Below are 23,861 nucleotides of genomic sequence, written 5' to 3'. Positions count from 1 at the left end.
GAAGTCGCTTCCCCGGCTGCGGCTATTTCTGCGATTCCACCACCGTTTTAGCTTTCGATACCTGCTTTTCCACCTGTTTTTCTCCTGCCTTTTTATAGCGTTGCGCCAGCATAGAGCAGACCATCAGCTGCACCTGATGGAAAATCATCAGCGGCAGCACGATGATGCCGACCGCAGCAGAAGGAAACAGGATATTTGCCATCGGCACACCGTTCGCCAGGCTCTTTTTCGATCCGCAAAACAGAATGGTAATTTCATCCGCCCGGTTAAAGCCAAACAGACGCGCGGCCAGCAGATTAATGGCCAGCGCCACAAACAGAATGCCGAGGCTGCCGATCAGGATGTAGAGCAGGGTCATCGCGCCGACGCGGTGCCAGATGCCGTTTACCACCGCTTCGCTAAAGGCGGAATAGACTACCAGCAGAATAGAAGCCTGATCCGTTTTACCAATCAGCCCGCGATGTTTTTCGACCCACTCTGCAATCCAGCGACGCGAGATATGCCCCAGAATAAAAGGCACCAGCAGCTGCAGCATAATGCTTCCTATCTGCGTCAGGCTACCGTTGGCGGCATCGTTATGCACGTTCATCACCAGCCCGACCAGCAGCGGAGAGATAAACACGCCCAGCAGGCTGGAAGCCGACGCGCTGCACACCGCAGCCGCCACGTTGCCGCCAGCCAGCGAAGTAAGCGCAATTGCCGACTGCACGGTCGCGGGCAAAATACAAAGGTAGAGGAAGCCGGTATAGATTTCTGCGCTGACCGGCAGCGGATGCCACCAGACAAACAGCAGGCCGAGCAAAGGAAACAGCACGAAGGTGCTGATCATTACCCATAAATGCAACCGCCAGTGGCCGCCGCCGGCAATGATTTTTTCGCGCGACAGCTTGGCGCCGTGCATAAAAAACAGCAGGGCGATAGCGGCCGTGGTCAGCCACTCAAAGAAAGTCACAAAGTGGCCGCGCGCGGGCAGGAACGTTGCCAGCAGTACGGTAATAATCAGTTTAACCATCATGGGATCGAGCCGGAGAAACCGCATTGTTAATGCCTCGTTAATAAATCAATGTCGCTATTGTGCGTCAGCAGGGTTTAGAAATAAAATTGATTTATTGAATTCATATATGAGTTAAATCGATGAATTATACGCTCAGGCAGCTGCGGGTGTTTGTCGCCGTCGCGCAGCAGAAAAGCTTCAGCCAGGCGGGCCAGATGATAGGGCTGAGCCAGTCGGCCGTCAGCCACAGCGTCAAAGAGCTGGAAAGCGAGATGGGTATCCGTCTGCTGGACCGTACAACGCGTGAAGTGATGCTGACCGAAGCTGGCGTCCAGCTGGCCAGCCGCCTGGAGCGCCTGTTGGAAGAGCTGAATACCACGCTGCTGGACGTGCGCAGCTACGGTCAGCAGCGCAGCGGCACGGTCAGGATCGCCGCCAGCCAGACCATCTCCGCGCATCTGATGCCGCAGTGCCTGGCCGCCAGCCAGCTGCATTTTCCTGAAATTAAAATCATGCTTCGCGACAGGCCACAGCAGTGGGTACTGCAAAGCATCCGCAACGCGGAAGTGGATTTCGGGATCGTGATAGGGCCGCTCCAGGTAGACGATCTGGAGGGCGAAGCGATTCTGGAAGAACCCTTTCTGCTGCTCTGTCGTCAGGACGATCCGCTCGCTGCAGAGAAAGAAATTAGCTGGCAAATGCTGAACCGACGGCTGTTGGTGCTACAGGACTATTCATCAGGTAGTCGGGTATTAATCGACGAGGCGCTGCGCCAGCAACAGGTAAAAGTGGAAATCGTGCAGGAGATAGGGCATCCGGCGACGCTTTACCCGATGGTGGAAGCGGGAATAGGCATCAGCATTTTGCCGGCGCTTGCGCTGCCGCTGCCGCAGGGGAGGCCGTTGCTGGTAAGAAGAATAACGCCGGAAATCAATCGCTCGATTATGCTGGTCAGACGCAAGAACCGCTCGCTGTCGCCCGCGGCGGAAGCTATCTGGCAGGAAGTGCGCCAGCAGGCTGCCCTGCTGACGCAGCAACGCGCGCTTGCGCCAGCGTTTTAGATATAAACGTTGAGCGAATTAGCTGCGGTTGGCCGGTTTACGCCGTCGGCTACTTTGCTGTAGGCCGAGGCCGGATCCTGCTGTGCTTCCTTTTTATCCTGCGCTTTCTGCGCCTGCTGCTGCTCCAGCTGAGTAATTTGTGCCTGTAGCAGCTGGATCTGACTATTGATAACCTGTTCCTGCTCCGTTTTCTGCTCATTGGTGAGGGTGGTATCCGTCGCCAGCGATTTTAGCTGGTTTTGCAGGTTGACTACCTGCTTGTTCAACGCAGCAATTTTGGACGTCGAGCCGGCCGATGAACTGCCGGAACCGATCGAAGTGTTGGTACTGGTTGTAATTGTTGTCATCGCTATCTCCTTTGTATTTAACCACTACGGTTATCGGTAAGCACCACGGGAGACTTGACTACAAAAAGCGTAAAAGAAGTGATAAGAATTCGAAAGGGGGGCTAAGACCCGAATTACGCACGGCAAAAAGGCGCCTTTAGGGCGCCTTTCTACATTGGTGGGTCGTGCAGGATGACTCGGCTGAAGCCTCGCCCTTCGGGTCGTTGCCTTTGGCAACGCTGTCTCCCTCTGGTCGACTCGACCTGCGGCAGGTTCGAACCCCGCCCGAATTACAAACGGCAAAAAGGCGCCTTTAGGGCGCCTTTCTACATTGGTGGGTCGTGCAGGATGACTCGGCTGAAGCCTCGCCCTTCGGGTCGTTGCCTGCGGCAACGCTGTCTCCCTCTGGTCGACTCGACCTGCGGCAGGTTCGAACCCCGCCCGAATTACGCACGGCAAAAAGGCGCCTTTAGGGCGCCTTTCTACATTGGTGGGTCGTGCAGGATTCGAACCTGCGACCAATTGATTAAAAGTCAACTGCTCTACCAACTGAGCTAACGACCCGAAGTGGTGGGTGATGACGGGCTCGAACCGCCGACCCCCTCCGTGTAAAGGAGATGCTCTACCAACTGAGCTAATCACCCACTTCGGTACTTCAAACCAGGCCTGCAAGAGATGGTGGGTGATGACGGGCTCGAACCGCCGACCCCCTCCGTGTAAAGGAGATGCTCTACCAACTGAGCTAATCACCCATTTCTTACACTCTGGGAACTGCTACACTGCGAAGCCACCGTTTAGAGTGGTGGGTGATGACGGGCTCGAACCGCCGACCCCCTCCGTGTAAAGGAGATGCTCTACCAACTGAGCTAATCACCCCCGCTGTGTGGAGTCGCATTATAGGGATCGCGCAAAATGAGTCAACGATTTTTAGAAGGAAAAATTGCGTTCGTCTTAAAATTAAACAAGATGTTGCGATTTCAAGCAAAAGCGTCACGGCGCCGTCGGCTTTTGCAGCAAAGGCGGCGCGAAAGCAGGGGATTGCCGTTGAGGATTCATCTTGTGATGATAGAATGTTGCCCACTTTATTCTGGATTTATCAGAGCTCCCCGCTTCTGATAGCGTAAAAAGGCAGCTGTTAATGAAAATCAAAACCCGTTTCGCACCCAGCCCGACGGGCTACCTGCACGTTGGCGGCGCTCGTACCGCGCTTTATTCCTGGCTGTTTGCCCGTAACCAGGGCGGCGAATTCGTGCTGCGTATAGAAGATACCGATCTGGAGCGCTCCACCCAGCAGGCTATCGACGCGATCATGGACGGCATGAACTGGCTGAACCTGGACTGGGATGAAGGCCCGTACTATCAGACCAAACGTTTCGATCGCTACAATGCAGTGATCGATCAGATGCTGGAAGCGGGCACGGCCTACAAATGCTACTGCTCCAAAGAGCGTCTGGAAGCGCTGCGCGAAACGCAGATGGCGAACAATGAAAAGCCACGCTATGACGGTCGCTGCCGCGACAGCCACGAACACCATGCCGATGATGAGCCTTGCGTAGTGCGTTTCCGCAATCCGCAGGAAGGTTCGGTCATTTTTGACGACCAGATCCGTGGCCCTATCGAATTCAGCAACCAGGAGCTGGACGATCTGATCATCCGCCGTACCGATGGTTCGCCAACCTACAACTTCTGTGTCGTGATCGACGACTGGGATATGGAAATTACCCACGTTATCCGCGGTGAAGATCATATCAATAACACGCCTCGCCAGATCAACATCCTGAAAGCGATCGGCGCACAGGTGCCGGTTTACGCGCACGTCTCCATGATCCTGGGCGACGACGGCAAAAAGCTTTCCAAACGTCACGGCGCCGTAGGCGTGATGCAGTATCGCGACGACGGCTATCTGCCGGAAGCGCTGCTGAACTATCTGGTGCGTCTGGGCTGGTCGCATGGCGACCAGGAGATCTTCAGCATTGAAGAGATGAAGCAGCTGTTCGATCTGGATGCGGTCAGCAAATCCGCCAGCGCCTTCAACACCGAAAAACTGCAGTGGCTGAACCATCACTACATCACCACGCTGGCGCCGGAGTACGTGGCGACGCATCTGCAATGGCATATTGAGCAGGAAAATATCGATACCCGCACCGGCCCTGAGCTGGCTCAGCTGGTTCGTCTGCTTGGCGAGCGCTGCAAGACGCTGAAAGAAATGGCCGCTTCCTGCCGTTACTTCTACGAAGACTTTGCAGAGTTTGATGCGGATGCGGCGAAAAAACATCTGCGTCCCGTAGCCCGTCAGCCGCTGGAAGTGGTTCGTGACAAGCTGGCCGCCATCAGCGTCTGGAACGCGGAAAACGTGCATCAGGCTATTCAGTCCGCTGCGGACGAGCTGGAAGTGGGCATGGGCAAAGTCGGCATGCCGCTGCGCGTTGCCGTTACCGGTGCAGGCCAGTCACCTGCGCTGGACGTGACGGTAGAAGCAATTGGTCAGTCGCGCAGCGTTGCACGTATCGAAAAAGCGCTGAGCTGGATTGCGGCTCGCGAAGCGCAGGCTTAATCCTCTAAATAAAAGAACCGGCATCAGCCGGTTCTTTTTTCAACGTGCAACCTGCTCGGCAGGCGTGGAAACCTACTTCTCAACCTGAGAAATATCCAGCCGTTGCAGCATACCCTGAATGCCTTCACGTAACAGTAATGCATAAAGCTTCTCTTGTTCATCGCTGTTCATTTGCTGAATAGAGGTCATTAGCAGAGCGGGAAGAGAGTTTTGCGTGACGCGATAGGTGGCGGTCGGCTCGGCGACGTGGCGGGTGGATTTCAGGAAATTTCTTACATTCTCATCAATATGGATCATACGGGCCTTGCCGCCCTGTACGCCGGGCTTGGGTACGGTCGTCCATTGCTCTTTTTTAACCCATTTATTGATAGTCTGACGGCTAAAACCTGTTTCCTGTGCCAGTTCTTCCGGCGTTAACCATTCCTTTTTCATTATGCAATATCCTTTTTGCGTTGATATGTAACGGACATATATTACAGGAATTTATTGTTCGAACAACTAACAGGCAAGACTAATCTGAGCAGATAATTGGCAGCAGGGAGAAATGATATTTCCCCCTGCCGGGCGGCAGAGGGAAGAAAGCCTTACTGTGGGGTAGCAGCAGACTGATTTTGCGGACGATAGGCGATGTAGTAAGCCAGACCGACAAATACCGCGCCACCGACCGTATTGCCCAGGAAAACGGCAGCAAAATTAGGCAGGTAGTCGGCCCAGCTCAGCTGGCCGGCAAAAATAGCGGCCGGGATAATAAACATGTTCGCCACCACGTGCTGGAAGCCGATAGCCACGAACGCCATCACCGGGAACCACATGCCAAAAATCTTACCGACCATGTCTTTACTGGCGAACGCCATCCAGGTCGCCAGACACACCAGCCAGTTACAGCCGATACCGGAAATGAAAGAGTGCATAAAGTCGGCGTGGACTTTGGCCGAGGCGATAGCCACGGTCTTTTTAAGGTAGTCGCCTTCGGTCATGCCAAGCACATGGCCAAAGAACCATGCTACGGCTATGCTGCCGATAAAGTTGGCAATGGTTACCCAGAACCAGTTACGCACTACGCTAAAGCCGCTGACCTGACGGGCGAACCAGGCGATCGGCATGGTCATCATATTGCCGGTCAGCAGCTCACCGCCAGCCAGCACGGTCAGAATAATCCCCACCGGAAACACCGCTGCGCCAAGCAGGCCGCCAAAGGAGCCCCAGTTAGCGGGCAGCTGATTAATAACGTGCAGATCCAGCAGGAAGCCGGTGGCGATAAAAGCCCCTGCAATAAAGCCGAGGATCAACAGGGTAGGGACAGACGAACGGCTTTTGGCGATACCAGCCTGAATAGCGACCGCCGCAATTTCTTTAGGTGAGTACAAGGACATAGTGGCTCTGATTCTGGTGTAGTGAAAGAAAGAATGGCCGAATCCGTCGCGTTATACGCGCGCATCCAGCGCTGAGAAGGGTTCGGCATTCGAAAACGCGGGAAGTTTTGCACGAGATTTTAACAAAAACAAGCGCAATTAAGCGCACAATTAACGCTCTGTTTACAGGATTAAACCCGACGCGCTGTGATTGCAGCGGGAACGTTGCCGGATTGCATTCACGACACCATTTGATCGCTGACATAACGGCGATTAAGGCGGATTATGCTGTGTGGCAAAAGGTGCGGATGCGGCCTTTTGCATCGCTTTGGCCGCTTTTTCAGCGATCGCACACAGATTGGCATTTTGCCGTTGACACGTTCGGCGCCGTTTCATATTATGCCCGCCGTCAAGACGACAAAGGTTTTTCGGCTCGGGGGTATAGCTCAGCTGGGAGAGCGCTTGCATGGCATGCAAGAGGTCAGCGGTTCGATCCCGCTTATCTCCACCAAATCTTCACCAGACGATTTGGCGCGAAAAACCGGTATTTTGTTGTGGGGGTATAGCTCAGCTGGGAGAGCGCTTGCATGGCATGCAAGAGGTCAGCGGTTCGATCCCGCTTATCTCCACCAATCACTTCTTTCGTCCTTCTCTGTTTCTGGCAGCGCTTGCGCAGCCGCATCCCTGTTGTTTTCTTCTGTTTATCCGTTCTGCTTATCAGCTCCCGATCCTGTTTTGCCTGTTACCTGATAAATCGGGCCTTAATCCTGTAAATGCGTTAAACCCTCCAGCTGAATAGCTGAATAAGGGGCCGCAGCTAAAATCTGGGTTAGATCTTCCGTAAGGCCAGGGCCGCGTATTTCTCCTGAGAACGCCGCAACAATGGCATTAATGTGAACAATTACGCTAATCCCGTTTACAAAACGCGCGCCAGTGATTGAGAAAAAGCGGAGACGTTAGTCTCCGCTGAGGCAGGTTAAAGCGCGGCGGCGAAGGTCAGCATCCTTTCAGCCAGCTTCTGCGGCGTTTGTAGCGGCATCAGGTGGCCCGCGCCCGCAATCACTTCCAGCCGCCCGGCGGGAAGGTGCGAGAGCGTCATTTTTTGCTGATCTTCAGCAGAAGGCACCTGATCGTCGGCCGAGCCGGCGATCAACAAGGCCGGACAGTCGACGGTACCGATACGCGCCGACCAGTCTTCCCGACTGCCAGCTTCAGGCCAGGCACGCCAGGCGTTGAGATTAGCGCGGCGGGCGTCGCGGATAGCTATCTCGCGCACCACATCGGGCAAACGCTCGCTGGCTGCCGTATCCACAAACTGTTCCGCTTCTTCCCGGCTGCCGCCATAGTTAATCTGGCTGCGGCGATCTTCCTCGCTCATCGGCTGCGGGCCGGGCGGCGAAGGCGCGACCAGAATCAGTCCTTTCAGGTAGTCTGGCCGACGCGCCGCCAGCGCCAGGGCGACTTTTCCGGTCATCGAATGACCGACCAGGATACAGTTGTTGAGCTGCAGTGCACGAATGCTTTCGTCGAACTGCGTTACCATCGACGCTACGTCATAGCCGGGAATATTGGTCGCTGCGCCAAAGCCTGGCGTATCCAGCGTTACGCAGCGGTGGTGCTCGTCCAGCCAGCTGATGGTCGGATACCAGGTATGTCCAGAGCCGCCTAAATAGTGCAGCAGGACGAAAACCGGCGCATCGTTCGCCTTGCCGTGCAGAGAACAGGGCAGCATAAAACACTCCTAACGTAATTGATCTTTGACGTCACCGAGCATGGCGATAGCCTGCTCGTCATAACCGCGCGCCCGCAAAGGCTGGTTCACTTCGGCTTCCAGATCCGGCACATAGCCCACCAGGAACTCGCCGGGTGTGCTGAAAGTGACTTTGCCCAGCGCGGCGGGCAGCAGCAGCGTTTCCGCGCGTTCCAGCGTCCAGCTTTCGCCCGCCGCCTCAATTTGCAGCGGCTCGCCCAGGTTGGAAATAATGCGCGCGCGCGTGAAGCTGTAGTCACAGGCGGCGGAAACCAGCCAGCGTTCCAGCGCGAAATAGGGCCCGGCACAGCAAAACAGCCGCGTGACCCGATCGTTTTCTTCCACGGTCAGGCCCTGATGTGGCCGCGTGGTCAGCTCCGGACGCAGCTCCGCCAGCAGCGCGTCGATGTTCTTCTCCCGCTCCTGCGGCGATATTTTGCTGCCGTCCTCCATCTGCCACGGCATGGCGTGCTGCTGGATATTGGACGTTTGCTCAATTTCATAAATCAGCGTATCCGGGCCGAAAGAGTGCAGCATGCCGCCCGGCACATAAAAAGTGTCGCCGGTTTTAACCGGATAGCGTTCCATTACCTCGTCGTATTCTTCAGCCAGCAGAGCAGCGCGCAGGCGTGGCTGGTTGACGCCGGGCTTGATGCCTGCCAGGCAGCTGGCACCGGGCGCGGCCCATAAAATATGCCAGGCCTCGCTTTTGCCGTTGGGCTGCTGCTCAAGGCGCTGCGCTGCCTCATCGTTGGCGTGCAGATGCACCGGCAGCATCCCGGTGCCGTCAATAAATTTGCTCAGCAGCGGGAAATGCGGGCCGCGCCAGCCGGGCGCAACCAGCTCGTCGGGATAGCGTTCGGTCAGCTCGTGCAGGCTCATACCGGCATAGTTGCCGTTTTTAACGGTGGCGCGCATGCCTTCCACATCGCTGACTTCCCAGGTTTCCGCTATGCGTCCGTCAGGCAAGCCCGTTTTGGCGAGGCGGGTTTTAATCAGTTCGCCACCGAAGATATGGGTGGCAATCGGCAGCGTCAGCCGTAAGGGATAGGCTTTCATCTTCGCTCCTTAAAAGACGTCCGTTCTCTGTCCTTAAGGCGTGACAAAGCCATCCGGGAAGGAAAGCGGGAAGAGAACGGGCGAGAAGGCTATGGAGCCGCAGCCCCATAGCCAGACGATCAGATGACGGCAACGCCGCCGGTGACGGCGATGGTCGCGCCGGAGATATAGCTGGCTTCGTCGCTGGCCAGCATCACATAGGCAGGTGCCAGCTCGGCAGGCTGCCCGGCGCGCTGCATTGGCACTTCGCTGCCGAAGTTTTTAACCTGTTCGGTCGGCATCGTGGCAGGGATCAGCGGCGTCCAGATCGGGCCAGGGGCCACGGCGTTGGAGCGAATACCTTTATCCGCCAGCAGAGCAGCCAGGCTGCCGCAAAAGTTGATAATCGCCGCTTTGGTGGCGGAATAGGCAATCAGTTTCGGCTTGGGCTGATCGGCATTAACCGAGGCGGTATTGATAATAGAGCCGCCCGCAGGCATATGCGGCACCGCCGCTTTACAGATGCGGAACATGGCATAGATATTGGTTTTCATCGTGCGGTCAAACTCGTCATCGCTGATCTCATCCAGCGACTCACGGGTCATCTGGAAGGCGGCGTTATTGACCACGATATTGATTTCGCCGAAGGCTTCCACGGCCTTGCTGACGATAGCCTTGCAGTGTTCCGCTTCGGTCACGTCGCCAGCCACCAGTACTGCTTTCTGTCCCGCTTCTTCAATCAGGCGCGCGGTTTCTTTCGCATCTTCGTGCTCGTCCAGATAGGAAATCAGCACGTCCGCGCCTTCACGAGCATAGGCGATAGCCACGGCGCGGCCAATACCGGAGTCGCCACCGGTAATAATGGCTTTTTTACCTTTCAGACGGCCGGAGCCTTGATAGCTGGCTTCGCCGTGATCGGGAACGGGCTGCATTTCGTTAGTCGCTCCCGGCCATGTTTGCTGTTGTTCTGGGAGTGGAGGTTGGGGGCGATTTGTCGTCGACATAGGCTCTCCTCTTGAACCAGCAAGAATGCCGGTGATAAATGAATTATGCTGCCGCAGGAACCGGAGTTCACTCGGCAACAGAATGAATAACAATGATTTTTACAACGGGTTCGGTGATTTTTGACCGTTAAGGACTAAGCATAGTCAAAAAAAACGAAAGTGCTAAACCGATTCGACCAACGGGGCAGAAAAGCGGCGGGCGGGAAACCAGGCCGCTTCAACACGGCCTGGCAAAGTCAGGCGGAGGGCGTAAGGACGTTAAAACCGTGCGTGCCGTCGCGATCCAGCTGCGCAATCAGGCCATATTCCCAGTCAAGGTAGGCCTGCATCGCAGAGGCGGCGTTGTCGGTGCCTTCATAAGGGCGACGGTAGCGATCGTCCCGCGGTTGCAGAAGTCTTGTTTCACCCTGCTGTATGGGTAAACCGGCAGCTCGCCAGGCTGCGTTGCCGCCTTTAAGAACCGTTACCGGTTTTTGCGTCAGCGCGGACAGCTCTTCCACGGCGTAGCGAGCCAGCAGGCTGCTGCCGCAGGTCGCCACGTAACGCTCTGCCGGCGGCAGCGCAGCGCTGCCCGTCCGCGTCAGCAGCGAGCGTTGCAGCCAGGACGCGCCGGGGATATGGCCCGCCACATAGTTCGCGCTGGTGGTGAAATCCAGCACCTGCGTGTCGCCCGCTTCCAGCCATGCGGCCAGCCCGGCTGGCTCCACTTCCGGCAGGGCGGGCAGGGGCGGCACCGTGGGTTTCCAGTCGCCGTGCTCGATAAAATCTTGTCGGCTGATATTATCCACAACCGCAACGTCCCAGCCCATCTGCGTCAGCCAGGAGGCACTCATATCGGCGCGCGCTTTTTTGTCGTCAACCAGCACGATTTTTGCACCACGCACGCTGGCATAGTGATCCGTTTCCTGCACCAGCTGGCCGCCCGGCACGTGGCGAGCGCCGGGTAAATGACCCGCTGCGTATTCTTCGGCGTCGCGCACGTCAAACAGATAAACCGTGCGCTGGGTTTGCTGCCGCAAAGCGGTCAAATCAGCGAGCGTAATCTGCCTGACGCCAGCGCGATCGGCAACCTTCCGGGCGCTGCGTGCGGCCTGAAGCTGCGCGGTTTCGCTCACCTCGCCGTAACGGCGGTTCTGCTGATGATCCAGCGCCAGCCCGGCCAGCGTCCAGCCAATGGTGCCGTTGCGCAGCGCATAAATCGGATTACGCACGCCCGCATTGACCAGCGACTGCGTACCGATAATGCTGCGAGTGCGTCCGGCGCAGTTGACGATAATTTTTGTTTCCGGCGACGGGGCCAGATCCCTGACCCGCAGCACCAGCTCGGCGCCCGGCACGCTGATGCCGCCCGGAATGCTCATGGTCTGATATTCGTCAAAGCGGCGGCTGTCCAGCACCACTACCGGCTCACCGCTTTGCAGCAGGGCATGGACCTCCTGCGCGGGCAGCGAAGGCGTGTGGGCACGGCTTTCGACCAGTTCGCCAAACGCCTTGCTCGGCGAATTGACGTCGATAAAGAGTTCGCCGCCCGCTTCGATCCAGCCCTGCAGGCCGCCCGCCAGCAGCGCCACGTTGCTGTAGCCCAGCGCGATTAACCTTTCGGCGGCGGCCTGCGCCAGGCCTTCGCCGTTGTCATACAGCGTGACGGGCGTCGCCAGGCGTGGGACGCGGTTAATTATCTCCAGTTCCAGCTTCGACAAGGGAATATTAGCGGCAAACAGCGGGTGGCCTTCGGCGTAATAAGCCTCTTCCCGCACGTCCAGCAGCGCAGTTTCCTGGCGCTGGAGCAGGGCGTAGCGAATATCGCTGTAGTGACGTAAAGGCAGTGATTGCTTAGCCATGTGAGAGATCCCAAATATTTGGTAAAAAAGCGTTGTTATAGCCGGAGATGAACGGTTTTTCGCTGCCGTCCTCGTCATAAACGGCCCGTTTCACCGCGCCGATATTGCCGCCGTAAACGTGAATGCTGATGGAGGGGCGATCGGCAAAAGCGTTGCTGACGCGGTGGATATCACCCACCTCAGGCGAAACGGCCTCTACGTCGCCAGCATTCAGGCGAACGGGCTCGCCTTCGGGCCAGAGTGCGCCTTGCTCATCACGACGAAAGTGCTGCGCAACTTCCGCGCCGCGCAGCATGCCAATTAACCCCCAGACCCGGTGGTCGTGCACCGGCGTTGACTGGCCCGCTCCCCAGACGAAACTGACAACAGAAAAGCGCTGCTGCGCGTCGGCATACAGCAGATATTGTTGATAGCGCTGCGGATCGGTCTGCGCAAAAGGCTCAGCCAGCCAGTCATCGTGGCGGATAAGCTGTTTTAGCAGCTCGCTGCCTTCTTGCAGCACGCGCTGTTCTGGAGGCTTTGTGTCCAGCAGCGTAGCCAGATCGCCGACAAAGGCGCGCAAACGATGGTGCTGAAGGTTACTCATGGCTGTTCTCCCCGGCAGGCTGTGTTAATCCGGCGGCCGCCTGATTAGCCTGGCCCGCCAGCTGATAATCGAAAGCCTGGCGGACATTCACCGCTTTCGGCAGCACGCGGTAACGTAAGAAAAAGTCGGCGGAATGCTGGAGCGAATCCGCCAGCATGGGCGTGAAATTGACCGGACGGATCTGCGCGCTGGCGATCCAGCGCTGCGTAATGGCGGGCGGCATCCCCAGCGATTTGCTCAGCGCGTCGGCAAAGGCTGCCGGATGCTGTATCGCCCAGATCTGCGCTTTGGCCAGTCGGCCCTGAAGATCGGCGATCGCCTGACGTTTAGCCGGATCCTTTAACGCTTCCTCGCGGGCGAGCGCATACGAATAGCCGGAAAGAATGCCCTTGCCGCCGCCCTGCGGCACCAGTACCGCGTTATCCACCACGATAGCCGAAGAGACATAGGGTTCCCAGGTCGCCCAGGCATCTACGGCATGGCTGGCCAGCGCGGCGCGGCCATCAACCGGGCCAAGAAAACGCAGCTTAACGTCGGCGGGCTTCAGCCCGGCGCGCTCAAGCAGCCCCAGCACCAGATAGTGTCCCCAGCCGCCGCGATTAACGGCGATCTGTTTGCCTTTCAGATCGCTCAGCTTGTGAATACCGCTGTCTGGCCGCGTCAGCAGGGCGATGCTGTCGGGATTGTTTTGCCATGCGCCTACCGCCTTCACCGGCGCGCCGGCGGCATAGACAAACAGGAAAGGCAGATCGCCGGTAAAACCTACGTCCAGCGCGCCGGCATTCAGCGCTTCCTGTACCGGCGCGCCGGAGTCAAATGAGGTCAGTTTCAGCTCATAAGGTAAATTATTCAGCTCGCCGGACTCTCGTAGCGAAATAAAGCGATCGCCCTTAACGTCACCCAGGCGCAGCGTCACTTTTTCTGCCGCCGTAGCGGCGCCAGCCATAACCGAAAGCAGGATGGCGACGACCACACGCATCAGGCGCTCCTTGCGACACGGCGCGCCGCAACTTTTTCGCGCGTCAGCGGGATCAGCTCTTTGCCATACTCCAGCGCGTCGTTGAGCGGATCGAAACCCCGGATCAGCACGCTTTCGATGCCCAGGTTGTAGTAATCCAGTAGCGCGTCGGAAACCTGATCCGGCGTGCCGACCAGCGAAGTGGAGTTATAGCCGCCGCCGACCAGTTTGGCGATGCCGGTCCACAGATTTTTATCCAGGCGATCGCCTTCGTTAGCAGCGGCGAACAGCCGTTCCGCACCGACGCTCTGCGGTTTTGGCAGGCCGAAGTCGTGGCCGGTAGCGAGCAGCTTCTGCCGGGCCGTTTCGCGTATATACTCCGCTTTTTCCCAGGCTTCTTTTTCGGTCGCGGCGATAATCGGACGGAAAGAGATATTAAAACCGATCTGTCGACCATGGCGAGCGGCGGCGGCACGTACCGTACGCACGGTTTCGGCCGCGCCCGCCAATGGTTCGCCCCACAGCGCGAAAACGTCGGCATGTTTCGCCGCCACGCTAATCGCTTCCGGCGAGGAACCGCCAAAATAGACCGGCAGCTGCGGCTGTAGCGGCTTGACGGCGGAAAAAGCCTGTTCAGCCTGATAAAGCTCGCCCTGATGGTCGAAAGGCGCTTCGGCCATGAGGCTGTTTTTCAGCACCTGCAAAAACTCATCGGTGCGCGCATAGCGTTCGGCTTTGTTAAGGTAATCACCGTCGCGACGCTGTTCGGCATCGTTGCCGCCGCTGATGATATGCACCGCCAGGCGGCCATCGGTCAGCTGATCCAGCGTCGCCAGCTTGCGGGCGGCAAGGGTAGGGGAGACAAAGCCGGGACGGTGCGCCAGCAGGAACTTCACTTTTGAGGTATGTGCCGCCGCGTGGGCGGTGACCAGAAAGCCGTCGGGCTGATCTGACCAGTAACCGACCAGAACGCGATCGAAGCCGGCCTGTTCATGGGCGCGGGCGAAGTCGGCGATATACTGTTTGTTAAAAATGGGGCCGCTGGGCGGAATGATTTCCGAGGCCAGGCGATGGCCGATCATGCCAAGAAACTGAATGCTCATCCTGAATTCTCCGAAGTGGGCGGGCAGAAAAGGGCGTAGAAGGAACCCTACTTTCAGAGACGTAAGCTGTGAAATTCTTATATATGCTGAGGAAAGTTAAAAAACAGCTATGGCGAAGGCGGCTTTTGGCGCATAACGAACGAGCCGCTGGCTAAACGCTGCGGTGTGTTGACTAAACGGGCGAGACGCTGGATAAACGCTGTTGTGTTTTAGCTAAACGGGCGAGACGCTGGCTAAATGCCGAGGTGCACTGATTTAACGCTGCGGTGTGTTGGCTGAATGCTGCGGCGTGCTGATTAAAAGAGAAGGCGTGCTGACTAAGAAAATAACGCGAAGCAAGCAGCGCGCCGGAAGCCTGGGAGGCTTATCGAACCGACCCGCGAAAGGCGGGTCAGGAAAGGCAAAAGCTTTCAGTCACCCATCTTAAAAGGCTTGCTGACTATCTCGCCTGCCTGTTCCGCTTTTTTCTTCGCCTGCAGGAGCTGCCTAATCATTGCCTTTTTTTGCATGCGGATAGCGTCGAAATCAATATGTTGGGTTGGGGTTTCAATTGTCCGTTTGTAGCACATAGTTCGCTCCTTCTTTAAATACCCTGAGGTTGCGCGGGCCAGCCTGCTGCCTGACCAGCCGATCGTAAACTTTAATCAGTTGAGGAGTATACGCCTGGAAGGCCAGGAGTTGTATGTTTTCTCGCCTGGCAACCTGCAGAATGATGTCGATCAGAGACGCGTAAAAAAACAGCGTTTCATGTAGCGTAAGCGCGGCGGCGGCTGGCGGCCTGTCGAACATATCGCAGTCGGGATTATCCTGTGCTTCAAGGTTGTAAAAGCTGACGACGGCCAGGTTGGCGCTGGCTACATCATCACCGAACAGCTTTATGAGTAGCGGTATTTCGGCTGCCGCTTTCGCAAAAAAGGCCAATCGGAAAGTCATCTGCCGATTTACCTGGGCAGCAAACATAAATCTGATATCCATCGTCCTGTAGACATCAAATCCTTGCAGCTCGCTATGTAAGATTTCATAGTGGCAGCCCGCCATAACAAATCCTCATCCTGAGTCTCATGGGCTGCTTTATAGCATTACTTTTGTTATGGGTTAAAGGCGCTCTTCCCGGATGCGCGACATAAAATGTTTTACTGCGAGACGATACGCAAAAAAAAGGCGAACCCGGAGATTCGCCTTTCTTGTCGAGCCAGACCGCTATCAGCCCAGCACCAGGCCTGCAATGGAAGCGGAGAGCACGCTAACCAGCGTCGAACCGTACAGCAGCTTCATGCCGAAGCGCGACACTACGTTGCCCTGCTCTTCGTTCAGGCCTTTGATAGCGCCCGCCACGATGCCGATAGAGGAGAAGTTGGCAAAAGAAACCAGGAACACGGAAAGGATGCCTTCGCCGCGCGGCGACAGAGTACCGGCAATTTTTTGCAGGTCGATCATCGCCACGAATTCGTTGGAAACCAGCTTGGTCGCCATGATACTGCCGACCTGCAACGCTTCGCTGGCGGGCACGCCCATTACCCAGGCAAAAGGATAGAACACATAGCCCAGCACGCCCTGGAAGCTGATACCAAAAATCGTATCAAACAGCGTATTGACGGCAGAGATCAGCGCGATAAAGCCAATCAGCATCGCGGCGACGATGACCGCCACTTTGAAACCGGCAAGGATATATTCGCCCAGCATTTCAAAGAAGCTCTGTCCCTGATGCAGATCGTTCAGCTTCAGGTCTTCTTCGTTTTCGATGCGGTACGGGTTGATCAACGACAGCACGATAAAGGTGCTGAACATATTCAGGATCAGCGCGGCCACCACATATTTCGGCTGGAGCATGGTCATATAGGCGCCGACGATGGACATCGATACGGTCGACATCGCCGTAGCGGCCATGGTGTACATGCGGCGCTGCGACATTTTGCCCAGAATATCTTTATAGGCGATAAAGTTTTCTGACTGTCCCAAAATCAGCGAGCTTACCGCGTTAAAAGATTCCAGCTTACCCATGCCGTTGACTTTTGACAGCACGGTGCCGATTGCCCGGATAACCACGGGCAGAATACGGAAGTGTTGCAGAATACCAATAAGGGCGGAGATAAAGACGATAGGGCAGAGTACGTTAAGCCAGAAGAACGCCAGGCCTTTATCGTTCATGCCACCAAAGACAAAGCTGGTGCCCTGAGCGGCAAAGCCCAGCAGCTTGTCGAAGAAGCCGGCAAAGCCTTTGACAAACCCTAAGCCGATTTCGGAGTTCAGGAAGAACCAGGCCAGCAGCACCTCGATCACCAGAAGCTGAATAATAAAACGGACGCGGATATTTTTCCGATCGCTGCTGACCAGTAAGGCCAGTAACGTCACCACCACCAGCGCCAAAGCAAAATGCAGAATGCGGGACATGAGTGCTCCAAATTTGAAGGCTGTTATATTTCGCTGCACATTCTATGTAACAAGTTGCAGAAAAACGAGACTAAAGCCTCAATATAATAAATTCCTATCGGCTTAAATCGACATTCTGCTTTCCTGTCACATCCTGATACTGTTTAAAAAACCACCCGTCAACTTGTGGGGGAATACTTTTTAACCTAAAGTAAGTTTATCGCTTACAAATCGGCCACACGAAACGCTACCTTTGGGTATAGCAAAGGCTATACTTTTTAGCGTAGGCTATTACAGCGATAAGTTTAACCAGTACAAATGATGTTGATAATCATTATCATTTGAATGACAATACCTTCCTCGGGTGTATTAAGGGGTAAGACGATGTTTGAAGGCCGCACCGCGGAGCAGACGGTCCGTAGTTCCCGTAAAATCAAATTCGCGCTGATGGGGCCCGCTTTTATTGCGGCGATTGGCTATATCGATCCCGGCAACTTCGCGACCAATATCCAGGCTGGCGCTTCCTATGGCTATAAGCTGCTGTGGGTGGTGGTCTGGGCCAATATCATGGCGATGGTGATCCAGTTAATGTCCGCTAAGCTGGGCATCGCCACCGGCAAAAACCTGGCGGAGCATATCCGCGATCGCTTTCCGCGTCCTGCCGTATGGTTCTACTGGATCCAGGCGGAAATTATCGCCATGGCCACCGACCTGGCCGAGTTTATCGGCGCGGCTATCGGCTTTAAGCTGCTCTTTGGCGTCAGTTTACTGCAGGGTGCGGTGCTGACGGGCGTGGTGACGTTCCTGATTTTGATGCTGCAAAGCCGGGGCCAGAAGCCGCTGGAACTGGTCATCGGCGGCCTGCTGCTGTTTGTGGCGGCGGCCTATGTGATCGAGCTGTTTTTCTCTCAGCCAAAAGTGATGGATCTGATGCAGGGCCTTGCCGTGCCGACGCTGCCGACCGCCGATGCGGTGCTGCTGGCGGCGGGCGTGCTGGGCGCAACGATTATGCCGCACGTGATTTATCTGCACTCTTCCTTAACGCAAAGCCCTGACGGCGGCAGCCGCGCAGAGCGCTACTCCTCGACAAAACTGGATGTGGCGGTCGCCATGACCATCGCGGGATTTGTGAATCTGGCGATGATGGCGACGGCGGCGGCGGCTTTTCACTTCAGCGGCCATACCGGCATCGCGGATCTGGATCAGGCCTATCTGACGCTCGATCCGCTGCTGGGCCGTGCGGCGGCCATAGTCTTCGGTCTGAGCCTGCTGGCGGCCGGACTCTCTTCCACCGTAGTGGGAACGATGGCGGGGCAGGTGGTAATGCAGGGCTTTATCCATATACGTATTCCGCTCCTGGTGCGGCGTGTTGTGACGATGCTGCCCTCGTTTATCGTGATCCTGGCTGGCTGGGAGCCGACGCGCATTCTGGTGATGAGCCAGGTGCTGCTCAGCTTCGGTATCGCGCTGGCGCTTATCCCGCTGCTCTCTTTTACCGGCAATCGCGAACTGATGGGCGAACTGGTGAACTCGCGCCTGATGCAGGCGGCAGGCAAGGTTATCGTGGTGGTGGTGGTGGCGCTGAACTTCTATCTGCTGATATCTATAGCGATGGAGCTTTAGGCGAGACGCTAAGCAACAAGTGAAAAAGGGTGCTCCTGTGAGCACCCTTTTTTTTACCAGCGTCCGTCGTGGTGACGATCCCGCTCGTGACGCCATTCGCGCTGCCGTTCGTGGTCGCGCCAGCGCTGGTCGCGTCGCCATTCATGCCGTTGACGCATCTCCTGTTGACGGCGCCACTGTTCATGGCGCCACCAGCGGCCTTCGCCATAGCGATAGTTGTTGCGCCACCAGTGGCCTTCGCGCCAGCGGCCGCCGTCCCAGTAACGCCCGTGACGATCGCGATCGCCCAGATGAAGCGAAACGCCCGGCGCTAACATAATCCGGGCGCTGTCAGCCTGTGCTGTGTGTAAGGCTGAACCTGCCAGCAAAGCGGCAATAAGCAATAGATGTTTCATTTTCTCTCCTTATCAGCGGCACAACTGCTCCGCCCTGATGCCAGTATTATAAGGAGAGCGCAGGGGTTTCGCCTGGCTAATTCCTAAAAGTGTCGAAAAAGTGTTAAAGGAAATGTCAGTAAGACAGGCCGCCGCAGGACGCGGCGGCAAAGGGATCAGGCGAGGATCGCGTCGATGCGATCCAGCTCGCTTTGACTGAATTCGCGCTGGTTCAGCATCGTTATGGCATCGTCTATCTGACTGGTTTTGCTGGCGCCGATCAGCACTGACGTGACGCGACCGCCGCGCAGTACCCAAGCCAGCGCCATTTGCGACAGTTTCTGGCCGCGCTGCTGCGCCAGCTCGTTCAGCTGCCGCACTTTCTCCATCTTCTCCGGCGTCAGCTGCTCGCTGCTGAGGAAACGGCTGCCGCTGGCGGCGCGTGAATCTTCCGGAATGCCCTGCAAATAACGATCGGTCAGCACGCCGCCCGCCAGCGGTGAGAAAGCGATACAGCCCACGCCCTGCTGCTGCAGCACATCCAGCAGGCCGTCTTCCGGCGCGCGTTCAAACATGGAGTATTTCGGCTGGTGGATCAAACAGGGCGTACCCAGCTGCTTCAGGATGGCAATGGCCTCCGCCGCCAGCTGCGCCGGATAGTTAGAAAGCGCGATGTAAAGCGCTTTCCCCTGGCGCACCAGGTGATCCAGCGCGGTCATGGTTTCTTCCAGCGGCGTTTCCGGATCGGGACGGTGGTGATAAAAAATATCGACATAGTCCAGGCCCATACGCTTCAGGCTCTGATCGAGGCTGGCGATCAGATATTTACGTGAGCCCCAGTCGCCGTAAGGCCCGTCCCACATTGTATAGCCCGCTTTGGAAGAGATAATCAGCTCGTCGCGCAGCGAAGCGAAATCCTGACGCAGAATGCGACCGAAGTTTTCTTCTGCCGAGCCGGGCGGCGGGCCGTAATTATTGGCAAGGTCAAAATGGGTAATGCCCTGGTCGAAAGCGTGGCGCAGCAGCGCGCGGCTGTTCTCTACCAGCGTGCTGTCGCCAAAGTTATGCCACAGGCCGAGCGAGACGGCGGGCAGCTTCAGGCCGGTGCGGCCGCAGCGGTGATAACTCATTGTCTGATAACGATTTTCGTCAGGCTGATAAACCATGAAAAGTTCCTGTGCTCAGAAGGAAAGGCAAAATGAGCATAGCAGTGTATACGGTTACACCGAACCGGTTCGCGCGGCGGATCGCAACTTGCGGAAAAGTCTCAGGCGTCATCTTTGCTTGCCATCGCGGGCGACGACGGATTTCACATGGCGCGCAAAGGATGCGCAATACTCATTACAACCTATCAGAGGAGAAAGCCATGCAAAGCGTTGGAGACTATCTGTTGCTGCGTCTGCAGGAAATCGGCATCGGGCATCTGTTCGGCGTGCCGGGCGATTACAATTTGCAGTTTCTGGATCACGTTATCGCCAGCAAAAAGATTGCCTGGGCGGGCAGCAGCAACGAGCTGAACGCGGCCTATGCCGCCGACGGCTATGCGCGCTGTCGCGGCGCGGCGGCGCTGCTCACCACTTTCGGCGTGGGTGAACTGAGTGCCTTAAACGGCGTGGCGGGCAGCTATGCCGAATATCTGCCGGTTATCCATATTGTCGGCGCGCCAGCCAGCGCGGCGCAGGAAGAGAAGCTGTTACTGCACCATACGCTGGGCGACGGCGACTACGCGCATTTTCTACGCATTGCCCGTGAGGTCACCGTGGCGCAGGCCGTATTGACCAGAGAAAACGCGGCGGCGGAAATCGATCGGCTGCTGCTGACCGCGCTGCGCGAACATCGTCCCGTTTACCTCTTTATGCCCACGGACGTGGCGGAAGCGCCCATCCAGCCGCCCATCGGCACGCTGACTTACCGGGCCGAATCGCTGCAAAGCAGTCTGGATGCCTTCAGCGCGGCGGCGGAAGCCCTGCTGGCGGAAGCTGAAAGCGTCTCGCTGCTGGCCGATTTTCTTGCCGATCGCGCCGCAATGCGTGAGCCGCTGCATAAACTGGTAACGGCAACGGCTTTGCCTTTTTCAACCTTGCTGATGGGCAAAAGCGTGCTGCCGGAACAGCAGCCGGGCTTTGTCGGCACCTACTCAGGCGCCGCCAGCGCGGGCGATACGCAGCGGCATATCGAACAGCGCGACGTGGTGATCACCGTCGGCACGCTCTGGACGGATACCATCACTGCCGGGTTCACTCAGCATATCGATCCGCTACGTAATATTGATATTGGCCTGTATCGCTGCCGGGTTGGTACACAGACGTTCAGTCAGATCGCCATGAAGGATGCCGTTGCCGTGTTGCATCAGCTGGCAACACGCTATGGCGAAGGCTGGCGCGATGTGCAGGCGCTGCCGCCGGCGCTGCCCGAGCTGACCGCTGGCGCACTGAGTCAGAATGCGTTCTGGCGCATCATGCAGGACTTTTTGCGTCCCGGCGATATCGTGCTGGCCGATCAGGGCACGGCCGCGTTTGGCGCGGCGGCGCTGCGGCTGCCTGAAGACGTTACCTTTATCTGTCAGCCGCTGTGGGGATCGATCGGCTTTACGCTGCCCGCCGCCTGGGGTGCACAGCTCGCCTGTCCGGCGCGGCGCGTGATTTTGCTCTGCGGCGACGGAGCGGCCCAGCTGACCATCCAGGAGCTGGGATCGATGCTGCGCGACGGCCTGAAACCGATCGTCTTTATTCTTAATAATGACGGCTATACTGTTGAGCGGGCTATTCACGGCGAGCATCAGCGCTACAATGACATTGCTCAGTGGAACTGGACACAGCTGCCGCAGGCGCTGAGCACGCGCGGCGAGGCGCAAAGCTGGCGGGTAGAAGAGAGCGCTCAATTGCAGGAAGTGGTAAAAGTGATTGAACAGACCTCGCGTCTCTCGCTGGTGGAGGTTATGCTGCCGCAGCTGGATGTGCCGCCCCTTTTGCAGGCGGTAACGGCGGCGCTGGACAAGCGCAACGCGTCCTGAAAAATCTGATAACGGATTCAGACGCCAGATTCAGATTGATGCCCGTGGGAAATTGCGGCCAGTGCAGGTAAGGTAGTCGGTCGCAGCGCGATTTTACGTTCGCCCGTGAGGGTTGGGCGTTGTTGTTTGAGTGGGGGAAATTTATAGTGTGTACAAATGACGTAAGCGGAGCAAAACAATAATGACTAAGTATGCTTTGGTAGGTGATGTAGGCGGCACCAATGCGCGCCTGGCACTGTGCGAAGTCGAGAACGGTGCCATCTCACAAGCCAAAACGTTCTCCACAGCAGACTACGATAGCCTTGAGGCAGTCATCCGTTTTTATCTTGCCGAGCAGCAGCAGGATGTCACGGATGGCTGCATCGCCATCGCCTGCCCGATCACCGATGACTGGGTGGATATGACCAACCACGACTGGGCTTTCTCCACCAGCAAGATGAAGGCGAATCTGGGCTTTGATCATCTTGAGATCATCAACGACTTCACTGCCGTGTCGATGGCGATCCCGATGCTGACCGAGCAGGACGTGATGCAGTTTGGCGGCACGACGCCGGTTAAAGACAAACCGGTCGCCGTCTACGGCGCCGGAACCGGTCTGGGCGTGGCGCATCTGGTTCATGTGGATAAACGCTGGGTGAGCCTGCCGGGCGAGGGCGGCCACGTGGATTTCGCCGCCAACAGCGAAGAGGAAGATCTGATCCTGGAAGTGCTGCGCGAAGAGCTGGGCCACGTGTCCGCCGAGCGCGTGCTGTCCGGCGCGGGCCTGGTCAACCTTTACCGCGCGATTGTCAAAGCCGACAACCGCGTGCCGGAGAATCTGAAGCCGAAGGACGTTTCTCAGCGCGCGCTGGACGACAGCTGCACCGACTGCCGTCGAGCTCTGGCGATGTTCTGCGTGATCATGGGCCGTTTCGGCGGTAACCTGGCGCTGACCATGGGCACCTTCGGCGGCGTCTATATCGCTGGCGGCATCGTGCCTCGCTTCCTGGAATTCTTTAAAGCCTCGGGTTTCCGTGCCGCTTTTGAAGACAAGGGCCGTTTTAAAGATTACGTGCAGAATATTCCTGTCTACCTGATTACGCATGAAAAGCCTGGCCTGCTGGGCGCGGGCGCGCATCTGCGTCAGACGTTAGGCACCATTCTGTAAGCAAAAAAGGCCGGTTTTCCGGCCTTTTTTACAGCCGCATCAGCTGGCGAAACTCCCGCACTTTACTGCGGCTGACCGGCACCTGAAACTCCAGGTCGCGCAGCTTCAGAATATAGGTATTGTTAAACCAGGGTTCAATTTCGCGGATTTTGCTCAGATTCACGCAGTAAGAACGATGGCAGCGGAAAAAAGCCTCTTCGGGCAACCGACTGCAAAATTCGGTGATATTCATCGACATCACGTACTCCTCCCGCCGCGTATAAACAAATGTCATTTTTTCATGGGCTTCGGCGTAATAAATATCGTTGATATCCGTCACGATAATGCGCTCGTCCCGCGTCAGGTTAATGGTATGCACCTGGCTACGCGGGCTGTCTGTGCCGCCGGAAGCGGCCTGCTGTAGCGTATTTTCCAGCTTGCGCAACATGGTGATAATACGCATTTCATGGTAGGGCTTAAGGATATAGTCAAACGCCTCCAGCTCGAAGGCCTCTACCGCGTGCTCTTTATAGGCGGTGATAAAAACGATATGCGGACGATGGGCGAATTTACTGATATTTTGCGCCAGCAGCACGCCATCCAGCGACGGAATATTAATATCCAGAAAGATGACGTCCGGCTGGTGGTTTTGCAGATATTTCAACACGTCCAGCCCGTCGTCGAACGTGGCCTCGATTTGCAGCTGGCTGTGCTGGCGGATCAGCCAGCTCAGCTCCTGCTGCGCCAGAAATTCGTCTTCGACAATAATGGCTTTCACATCGCTTTCC

22 protein-coding genes, 6 tRNA genes and 2 other RNA genes are annotated in these 23,861 nt (G+C 56.8%); 7 read left to right on the top strand and 23 right to left on the bottom strand.

Annotated features, from left to right (window positions below):
- Positions 1-22: 22 nt before the first annotated feature.
- A complete protein-coding gene (locus QZH36_RS17760) occupies positions 23-1,039 on the bottom strand; it encodes a bile acid:sodium symporter family protein (protein ID WP_253459494.1) in 1,017 nt (338 codons plus the stop codon).
- Positions 1,040-1,134: 95 nt separating this feature from the next.
- Here QZH36_RS17760 and QZH36_RS17755 point away from each other — a divergent pair, with 95 nt between their 5' ends.
- Positions 1,135-2,055 carry a LysR family transcriptional regulator gene (locus tag QZH36_RS17755; RefSeq protein ID WP_301730777.1) on the top strand — a complete coding sequence of 307 codons (921 nt, stop codon included), beginning with the start codon at positions 1,135-1,137 and terminating at the stop codon, positions 2,053-2,055.
- Here the strand turns inward: QZH36_RS17755 and QZH36_RS17750 are convergent.
- The 7 genes from QZH36_RS17750 to QZH36_RS17720 form a co-directional block, all read right to left on the bottom strand.
- A complete protein-coding gene (locus tag QZH36_RS17750; RefSeq protein ID WP_253459500.1) occupies positions 2,052-2,402 on the bottom strand; it encodes a FlxA-like family protein in 351 nt (116 codons plus the stop codon). The two genes, QZH36_RS17755 and QZH36_RS17750, sit on opposite strands and share 4 nt — an antisense overlap.
- 155 nt (positions 2,403-2,557) lie before the next feature.
- Positions 2,558-2,682: non-coding RNA, RtT sRNA (locus QZH36_RS17745), on the bottom strand.
- A gap of 31 nt (positions 2,683-2,713) precedes the next feature.
- A non-coding RNA gene (locus QZH36_RS17740) (RtT sRNA) lies at positions 2,714-2,838 on the bottom strand.
- Between the two features lie 31 nt (positions 2,839-2,869).
- Positions 2,870-2,945: transfer RNA gene (locus QZH36_RS17735), tRNA-Lys, on the bottom strand.
- A 4-nt stretch (positions 2,946-2,949) separates the two neighbouring features.
- A tRNA-Val gene (locus QZH36_RS17730) sits at positions 2,950-3,025 on the bottom strand.
- Positions 3,026-3,057: 32 nt separating this feature from the next.
- Positions 3,058-3,133: transfer RNA gene (locus tag QZH36_RS17725), tRNA-Val, on the bottom strand.
- 48 nt (positions 3,134-3,181) lie between these two features.
- Positions 3,182-3,257 (bottom strand) — tRNA-Val (locus QZH36_RS17720).
- A gap of 262 nt (positions 3,258-3,519) precedes the next feature.
- Between QZH36_RS17720 and gltX the strand changes: the two genes are divergently transcribed.
- Positions 3,520-4,935 (top strand): glutamate--tRNA ligase, encoded by a 1,416-nt coding sequence (gene gltX, locus QZH36_RS17715; protein ID WP_253459503.1) that lies wholly within the window; start codon positions 3,520-3,522, stop codon positions 4,933-4,935.
- 72 nt (positions 4,936-5,007) lie between these two features.
- Here the strand turns inward: gltX and QZH36_RS17710 are convergent, their stop codons facing one another.
- Together QZH36_RS17710 and QZH36_RS17705 are read right to left on the bottom strand one after the other, a co-directional pair.
- Positions 5,008-5,367 (bottom strand): YfeC-like transcriptional regulator, encoded by a 360-nt coding sequence (locus QZH36_RS17710; protein WP_253459506.1) that lies wholly within the window; start codon positions 5,365-5,367, stop codon positions 5,008-5,010.
- 152 nt (positions 5,368-5,519) lie between these two features.
- Positions 5,520-6,308: a formate/nitrite transporter family protein gene (locus QZH36_RS17705; protein WP_125290868.1), complete on the bottom strand. Its 789-nt coding sequence runs from the start codon at positions 6,306-6,308 to the stop codon at positions 5,520-5,522.
- Positions 6,309-6,722: 414 nt separating this feature from the next.
- Here QZH36_RS17705 and QZH36_RS17700 point away from each other — a divergent pair.
- Positions 6,723-6,798 (top strand) — tRNA-Ala (locus QZH36_RS17700).
- Between the two features lie 45 nt (positions 6,799-6,843).
- Positions 6,844-6,919 (top strand) — tRNA-Ala (locus QZH36_RS17695).
- A gap of 344 nt (positions 6,920-7,263) precedes the next feature.
- Here QZH36_RS17695 and QZH36_RS17690 read toward each other — a convergent pair.
- The 10 genes from QZH36_RS17690 to QZH36_RS17645 form a co-directional block, all read right to left on the bottom strand.
- Positions 7,264-8,019 carry an alpha/beta fold hydrolase gene (locus QZH36_RS17690; RefSeq protein WP_301730776.1) on the bottom strand — a complete coding sequence of 252 codons (756 nt, stop codon included), beginning with the start codon at positions 8,017-8,019 and terminating at the stop codon, positions 7,264-7,266.
- A 9-nt stretch (positions 8,020-8,028) separates the two neighbouring features.
- Complete coding sequence (locus QZH36_RS17685; protein WP_301730775.1) at positions 8,029-9,096, bottom strand: class I mannose-6-phosphate isomerase; 1,068 nt, start codon at positions 9,094-9,096, stop codon at positions 8,029-8,031.
- Positions 9,097-9,215: 119 nt separating this feature from the next.
- Positions 9,216-10,079 (bottom strand): glucose 1-dehydrogenase, encoded by an 864-nt coding sequence (locus QZH36_RS17680; RefSeq protein WP_301730774.1) that lies wholly within the window; start codon positions 10,077-10,079, stop codon positions 9,216-9,218.
- A 236-nt stretch (positions 10,080-10,315) separates the two neighbouring features.
- Positions 10,316-11,920 carry a rhodanese homology domain-containing protein gene (locus tag QZH36_RS17675; protein WP_301730773.1) on the bottom strand — a complete coding sequence of 535 codons (1,605 nt, stop codon included), beginning with the start codon at positions 11,918-11,920 and terminating at the stop codon, positions 10,316-10,318.
- Positions 11,913-12,506, bottom strand: coding sequence for a cysteine dioxygenase family protein (locus tag QZH36_RS17670; RefSeq protein ID WP_301730772.1), 594 nt, complete (start codon positions 12,504-12,506; stop codon positions 11,913-11,915). Before QZH36_RS17670 ends, QZH36_RS17675 begins: the two co-directional genes overlap by 8 nt.
- Complete coding sequence (locus QZH36_RS17665) at positions 12,499-13,485, bottom strand: ABC transporter substrate-binding protein (protein WP_301730771.1); 987 nt, start codon at positions 13,483-13,485, stop codon at positions 12,499-12,501. The genes QZH36_RS17670 and QZH36_RS17665 overlap by 8 nt, the downstream gene beginning before the upstream one ends.
- Positions 13,485-14,567: an LLM class flavin-dependent oxidoreductase gene (locus tag QZH36_RS17660; protein ID WP_301730770.1), complete on the bottom strand. Its 1,083-nt coding sequence runs from the start codon at positions 14,565-14,567 to the stop codon at positions 13,485-13,487. Before QZH36_RS17660 ends, QZH36_RS17665 begins: the two co-directional genes overlap by 1 nt.
- Before the next feature lie 410 nt (positions 14,568-14,977).
- Entirely contained in the window at positions 14,978-15,136 is a 159-nt protein-coding gene (locus QZH36_RS17655) for a hypothetical protein (RefSeq protein WP_253459520.1), read from the bottom strand.
- A complete protein-coding gene (locus QZH36_RS17650) occupies positions 15,114-15,500 on the bottom strand; it encodes a hypothetical protein (RefSeq protein ID WP_301730769.1) in 387 nt (128 codons plus the stop codon). Before QZH36_RS17650 ends, QZH36_RS17655 begins: the two co-directional genes overlap by 23 nt.
- Before the next feature lie 270 nt (positions 15,501-15,770).
- Positions 15,771-16,958 carry a NupC/NupG family nucleoside CNT transporter gene (locus tag QZH36_RS17645; protein WP_253459524.1) on the bottom strand — a complete coding sequence of 396 codons (1,188 nt, stop codon included), beginning with the start codon at positions 16,956-16,958 and terminating at the stop codon, positions 15,771-15,773.
- 363 nt (positions 16,959-17,321) lie between these two features.
- Here QZH36_RS17645 and QZH36_RS17640 point away from each other — a divergent pair, with 363 nt between their 5' ends.
- Complete coding sequence (locus tag QZH36_RS17640; RefSeq protein WP_253459527.1) at positions 17,322-18,560, top strand: Nramp family divalent metal transporter; 1,239 nt, start codon at positions 17,322-17,324, stop codon at positions 18,558-18,560.
- A 53-nt stretch (positions 18,561-18,613) separates the two neighbouring features.
- Here the strand turns inward: QZH36_RS17640 and QZH36_RS17635 are convergent, their stop codons facing one another.
- Positions 18,614-18,955: a DUF2502 domain-containing protein gene (locus QZH36_RS17635; protein WP_253459530.1), complete on the bottom strand. Its 342-nt coding sequence runs from the start codon at positions 18,953-18,955 to the stop codon at positions 18,614-18,616.
- A gap of 155 nt (positions 18,956-19,110) precedes the next feature.
- Entirely contained in the window at positions 19,111-20,100 is a 990-nt protein-coding gene (gene mgrA / locus QZH36_RS17630; RefSeq protein WP_301730768.1) for an L-glyceraldehyde 3-phosphate reductase, read from the bottom strand.
- Between the two features lie 200 nt (positions 20,101-20,300).
- On the opposite strand from mgrA, the gene QZH36_RS17625 reads away from it, so the two are divergent.
- Both QZH36_RS17625 and glk read left to right on the top strand, forming a co-directional pair.
- Positions 20,301-21,947, top strand: a complete 1,647-nt coding sequence (locus tag QZH36_RS17625) for an alpha-keto acid decarboxylase family protein (protein ID WP_301730767.1) — start codon at positions 20,301-20,303, stop codon at positions 21,945-21,947.
- A gap of 181 nt (positions 21,948-22,128) precedes the next feature.
- Positions 22,129-23,094, top strand: a complete 966-nt coding sequence (glk, locus tag QZH36_RS17620) for a glucokinase (RefSeq protein WP_125290855.1) — start codon at positions 22,129-22,131, stop codon at positions 23,092-23,094.
- A gap of 28 nt (positions 23,095-23,122) precedes the next feature.
- Here glk and QZH36_RS17615 read toward each other — a convergent pair whose 3' ends face one another.
- Positions 23,123-23,851 (bottom strand): LytR/AlgR family response regulator transcription factor, encoded by a 729-nt coding sequence (locus QZH36_RS17615; protein ID WP_253459540.1) that lies wholly within the window; start codon positions 23,849-23,851, stop codon positions 23,123-23,125.
- Positions 23,852-23,861 lie beyond the last annotated feature (10 nt).

Origin of the sequence: Erwinia wuhanensis (assembly GCF_030484085.1) — a bacterium.
GTDB classification, from domain to species: Bacteria; Pseudomonadota; Gammaproteobacteria; order Enterobacterales; family Enterobacteriaceae; genus Erwinia; species Erwinia aeris.
Note: the sequence above shows the minus strand (reverse complement) of the source record. Positions and strands in the feature narration are given on the sequence as shown.

Excerpts from the sequence above, each read along its gene's own strand:
- QZH36_RS17760 (WP_253459494.1), bottom strand. The coding sequence starts at position 1,039 with ATGCGGTTTCTCCGGCTCGATCCCATGATGGTTAAACTGATTATTACC.
- QZH36_RS17755 (WP_301730777.1), top strand. The coding sequence starts at position 1,135 with ATGAATTATACGCTCAGGCAGCTGCGGGTGTTTGTCGCCGTCGCGCAG.
- QZH36_RS17750 (WP_253459500.1), bottom strand. The coding sequence starts at position 2,402 with ATGACAACAATTACAACCAGTACCAACACTTCGATCGGTTCCGGCAGT.
- gltX (WP_253459503.1), top strand. The coding sequence starts at position 3,520 with ATGAAAATCAAAACCCGTTTCGCACCCAGCCCGACGGGCTACCTGCAC.
- QZH36_RS17710 (WP_253459506.1), bottom strand. The coding sequence starts at position 5,367 with ATGAAAAAGGAATGGTTAACGCCGGAAGAACTGGCACAGGAAACAGGT.
- QZH36_RS17705 (WP_125290868.1), bottom strand. The coding sequence starts at position 6,308 with ATGTCCTTGTACTCACCTAAAGAAATTGCGGCGGTCGCTATTCAGGCT.
- QZH36_RS17690 (WP_301730776.1), bottom strand. The coding sequence starts at position 8,019 with ATGCTGCCCTGTTCTCTGCACGGCAAGGCGAACGATGCGCCGGTTTTC.
- QZH36_RS17685 (WP_301730775.1), bottom strand. The coding sequence starts at position 9,096 with ATGAAAGCCTATCCCTTACGGCTGACGCTGCCGATTGCCACCCATATC.
- QZH36_RS17680 (WP_301730774.1), bottom strand. The coding sequence starts at position 10,079 with ATGTCGACGACAAATCGCCCCCAACCTCCACTCCCAGAACAACAGCAA.
- QZH36_RS17675 (WP_301730773.1), bottom strand. The coding sequence starts at position 11,920 with ATGGCTAAGCAATCACTGCCTTTACGTCACTACAGCGATATTCGCTAC.
- QZH36_RS17670 (WP_301730772.1), bottom strand. The coding sequence starts at position 12,506 with ATGAGTAACCTTCAGCACCATCGTTTGCGCGCCTTTGTCGGCGATCTG.
- QZH36_RS17665 (WP_301730771.1), bottom strand. The coding sequence starts at position 13,485 with ATGCGTGTGGTCGTCGCCATCCTGCTTTCGGTTATGGCTGGCGCCGCT.
- QZH36_RS17660 (WP_301730770.1), bottom strand. The coding sequence starts at position 14,567 with ATGAGCATTCAGTTTCTTGGCATGATCGGCCATCGCCTGGCCTCGGAA.
- QZH36_RS17655 (WP_253459520.1), bottom strand. The coding sequence starts at position 15,136 with ATGTGCTACAAACGGACAATTGAAACCCCAACCCAACATATTGATTTC.
- QZH36_RS17650 (WP_301730769.1), bottom strand. The coding sequence starts at position 15,500 with ATGACTTTCCGATTGGCCTTTTTTGCGAAAGCGGCAGCCGAAATACCG.
- QZH36_RS17645 (WP_253459524.1), bottom strand. The coding sequence starts at position 16,958 with ATGTCCCGCATTCTGCATTTTGCTTTGGCGCTGGTGGTGGTGACGTTA.
- QZH36_RS17640 (WP_253459527.1), top strand. The coding sequence starts at position 17,322 with ATGTTTGAAGGCCGCACCGCGGAGCAGACGGTCCGTAGTTCCCGTAAA.
- QZH36_RS17635 (WP_253459530.1), bottom strand. The coding sequence starts at position 18,955 with ATGAAACATCTATTGCTTATTGCCGCTTTGCTGGCAGGTTCAGCCTTA.
- mgrA (WP_301730768.1), bottom strand. The coding sequence starts at position 20,100 with ATGGTTTATCAGCCTGACGAAAATCGTTATCAGACAATGAGTTATCAC.
- QZH36_RS17625 (WP_301730767.1), top strand. The coding sequence starts at position 20,301 with ATGCAAAGCGTTGGAGACTATCTGTTGCTGCGTCTGCAGGAAATCGGC.
- glk (WP_125290855.1), top strand. The coding sequence starts at position 22,129 with ATGACTAAGTATGCTTTGGTAGGTGATGTAGGCGGCACCAATGCGCGC.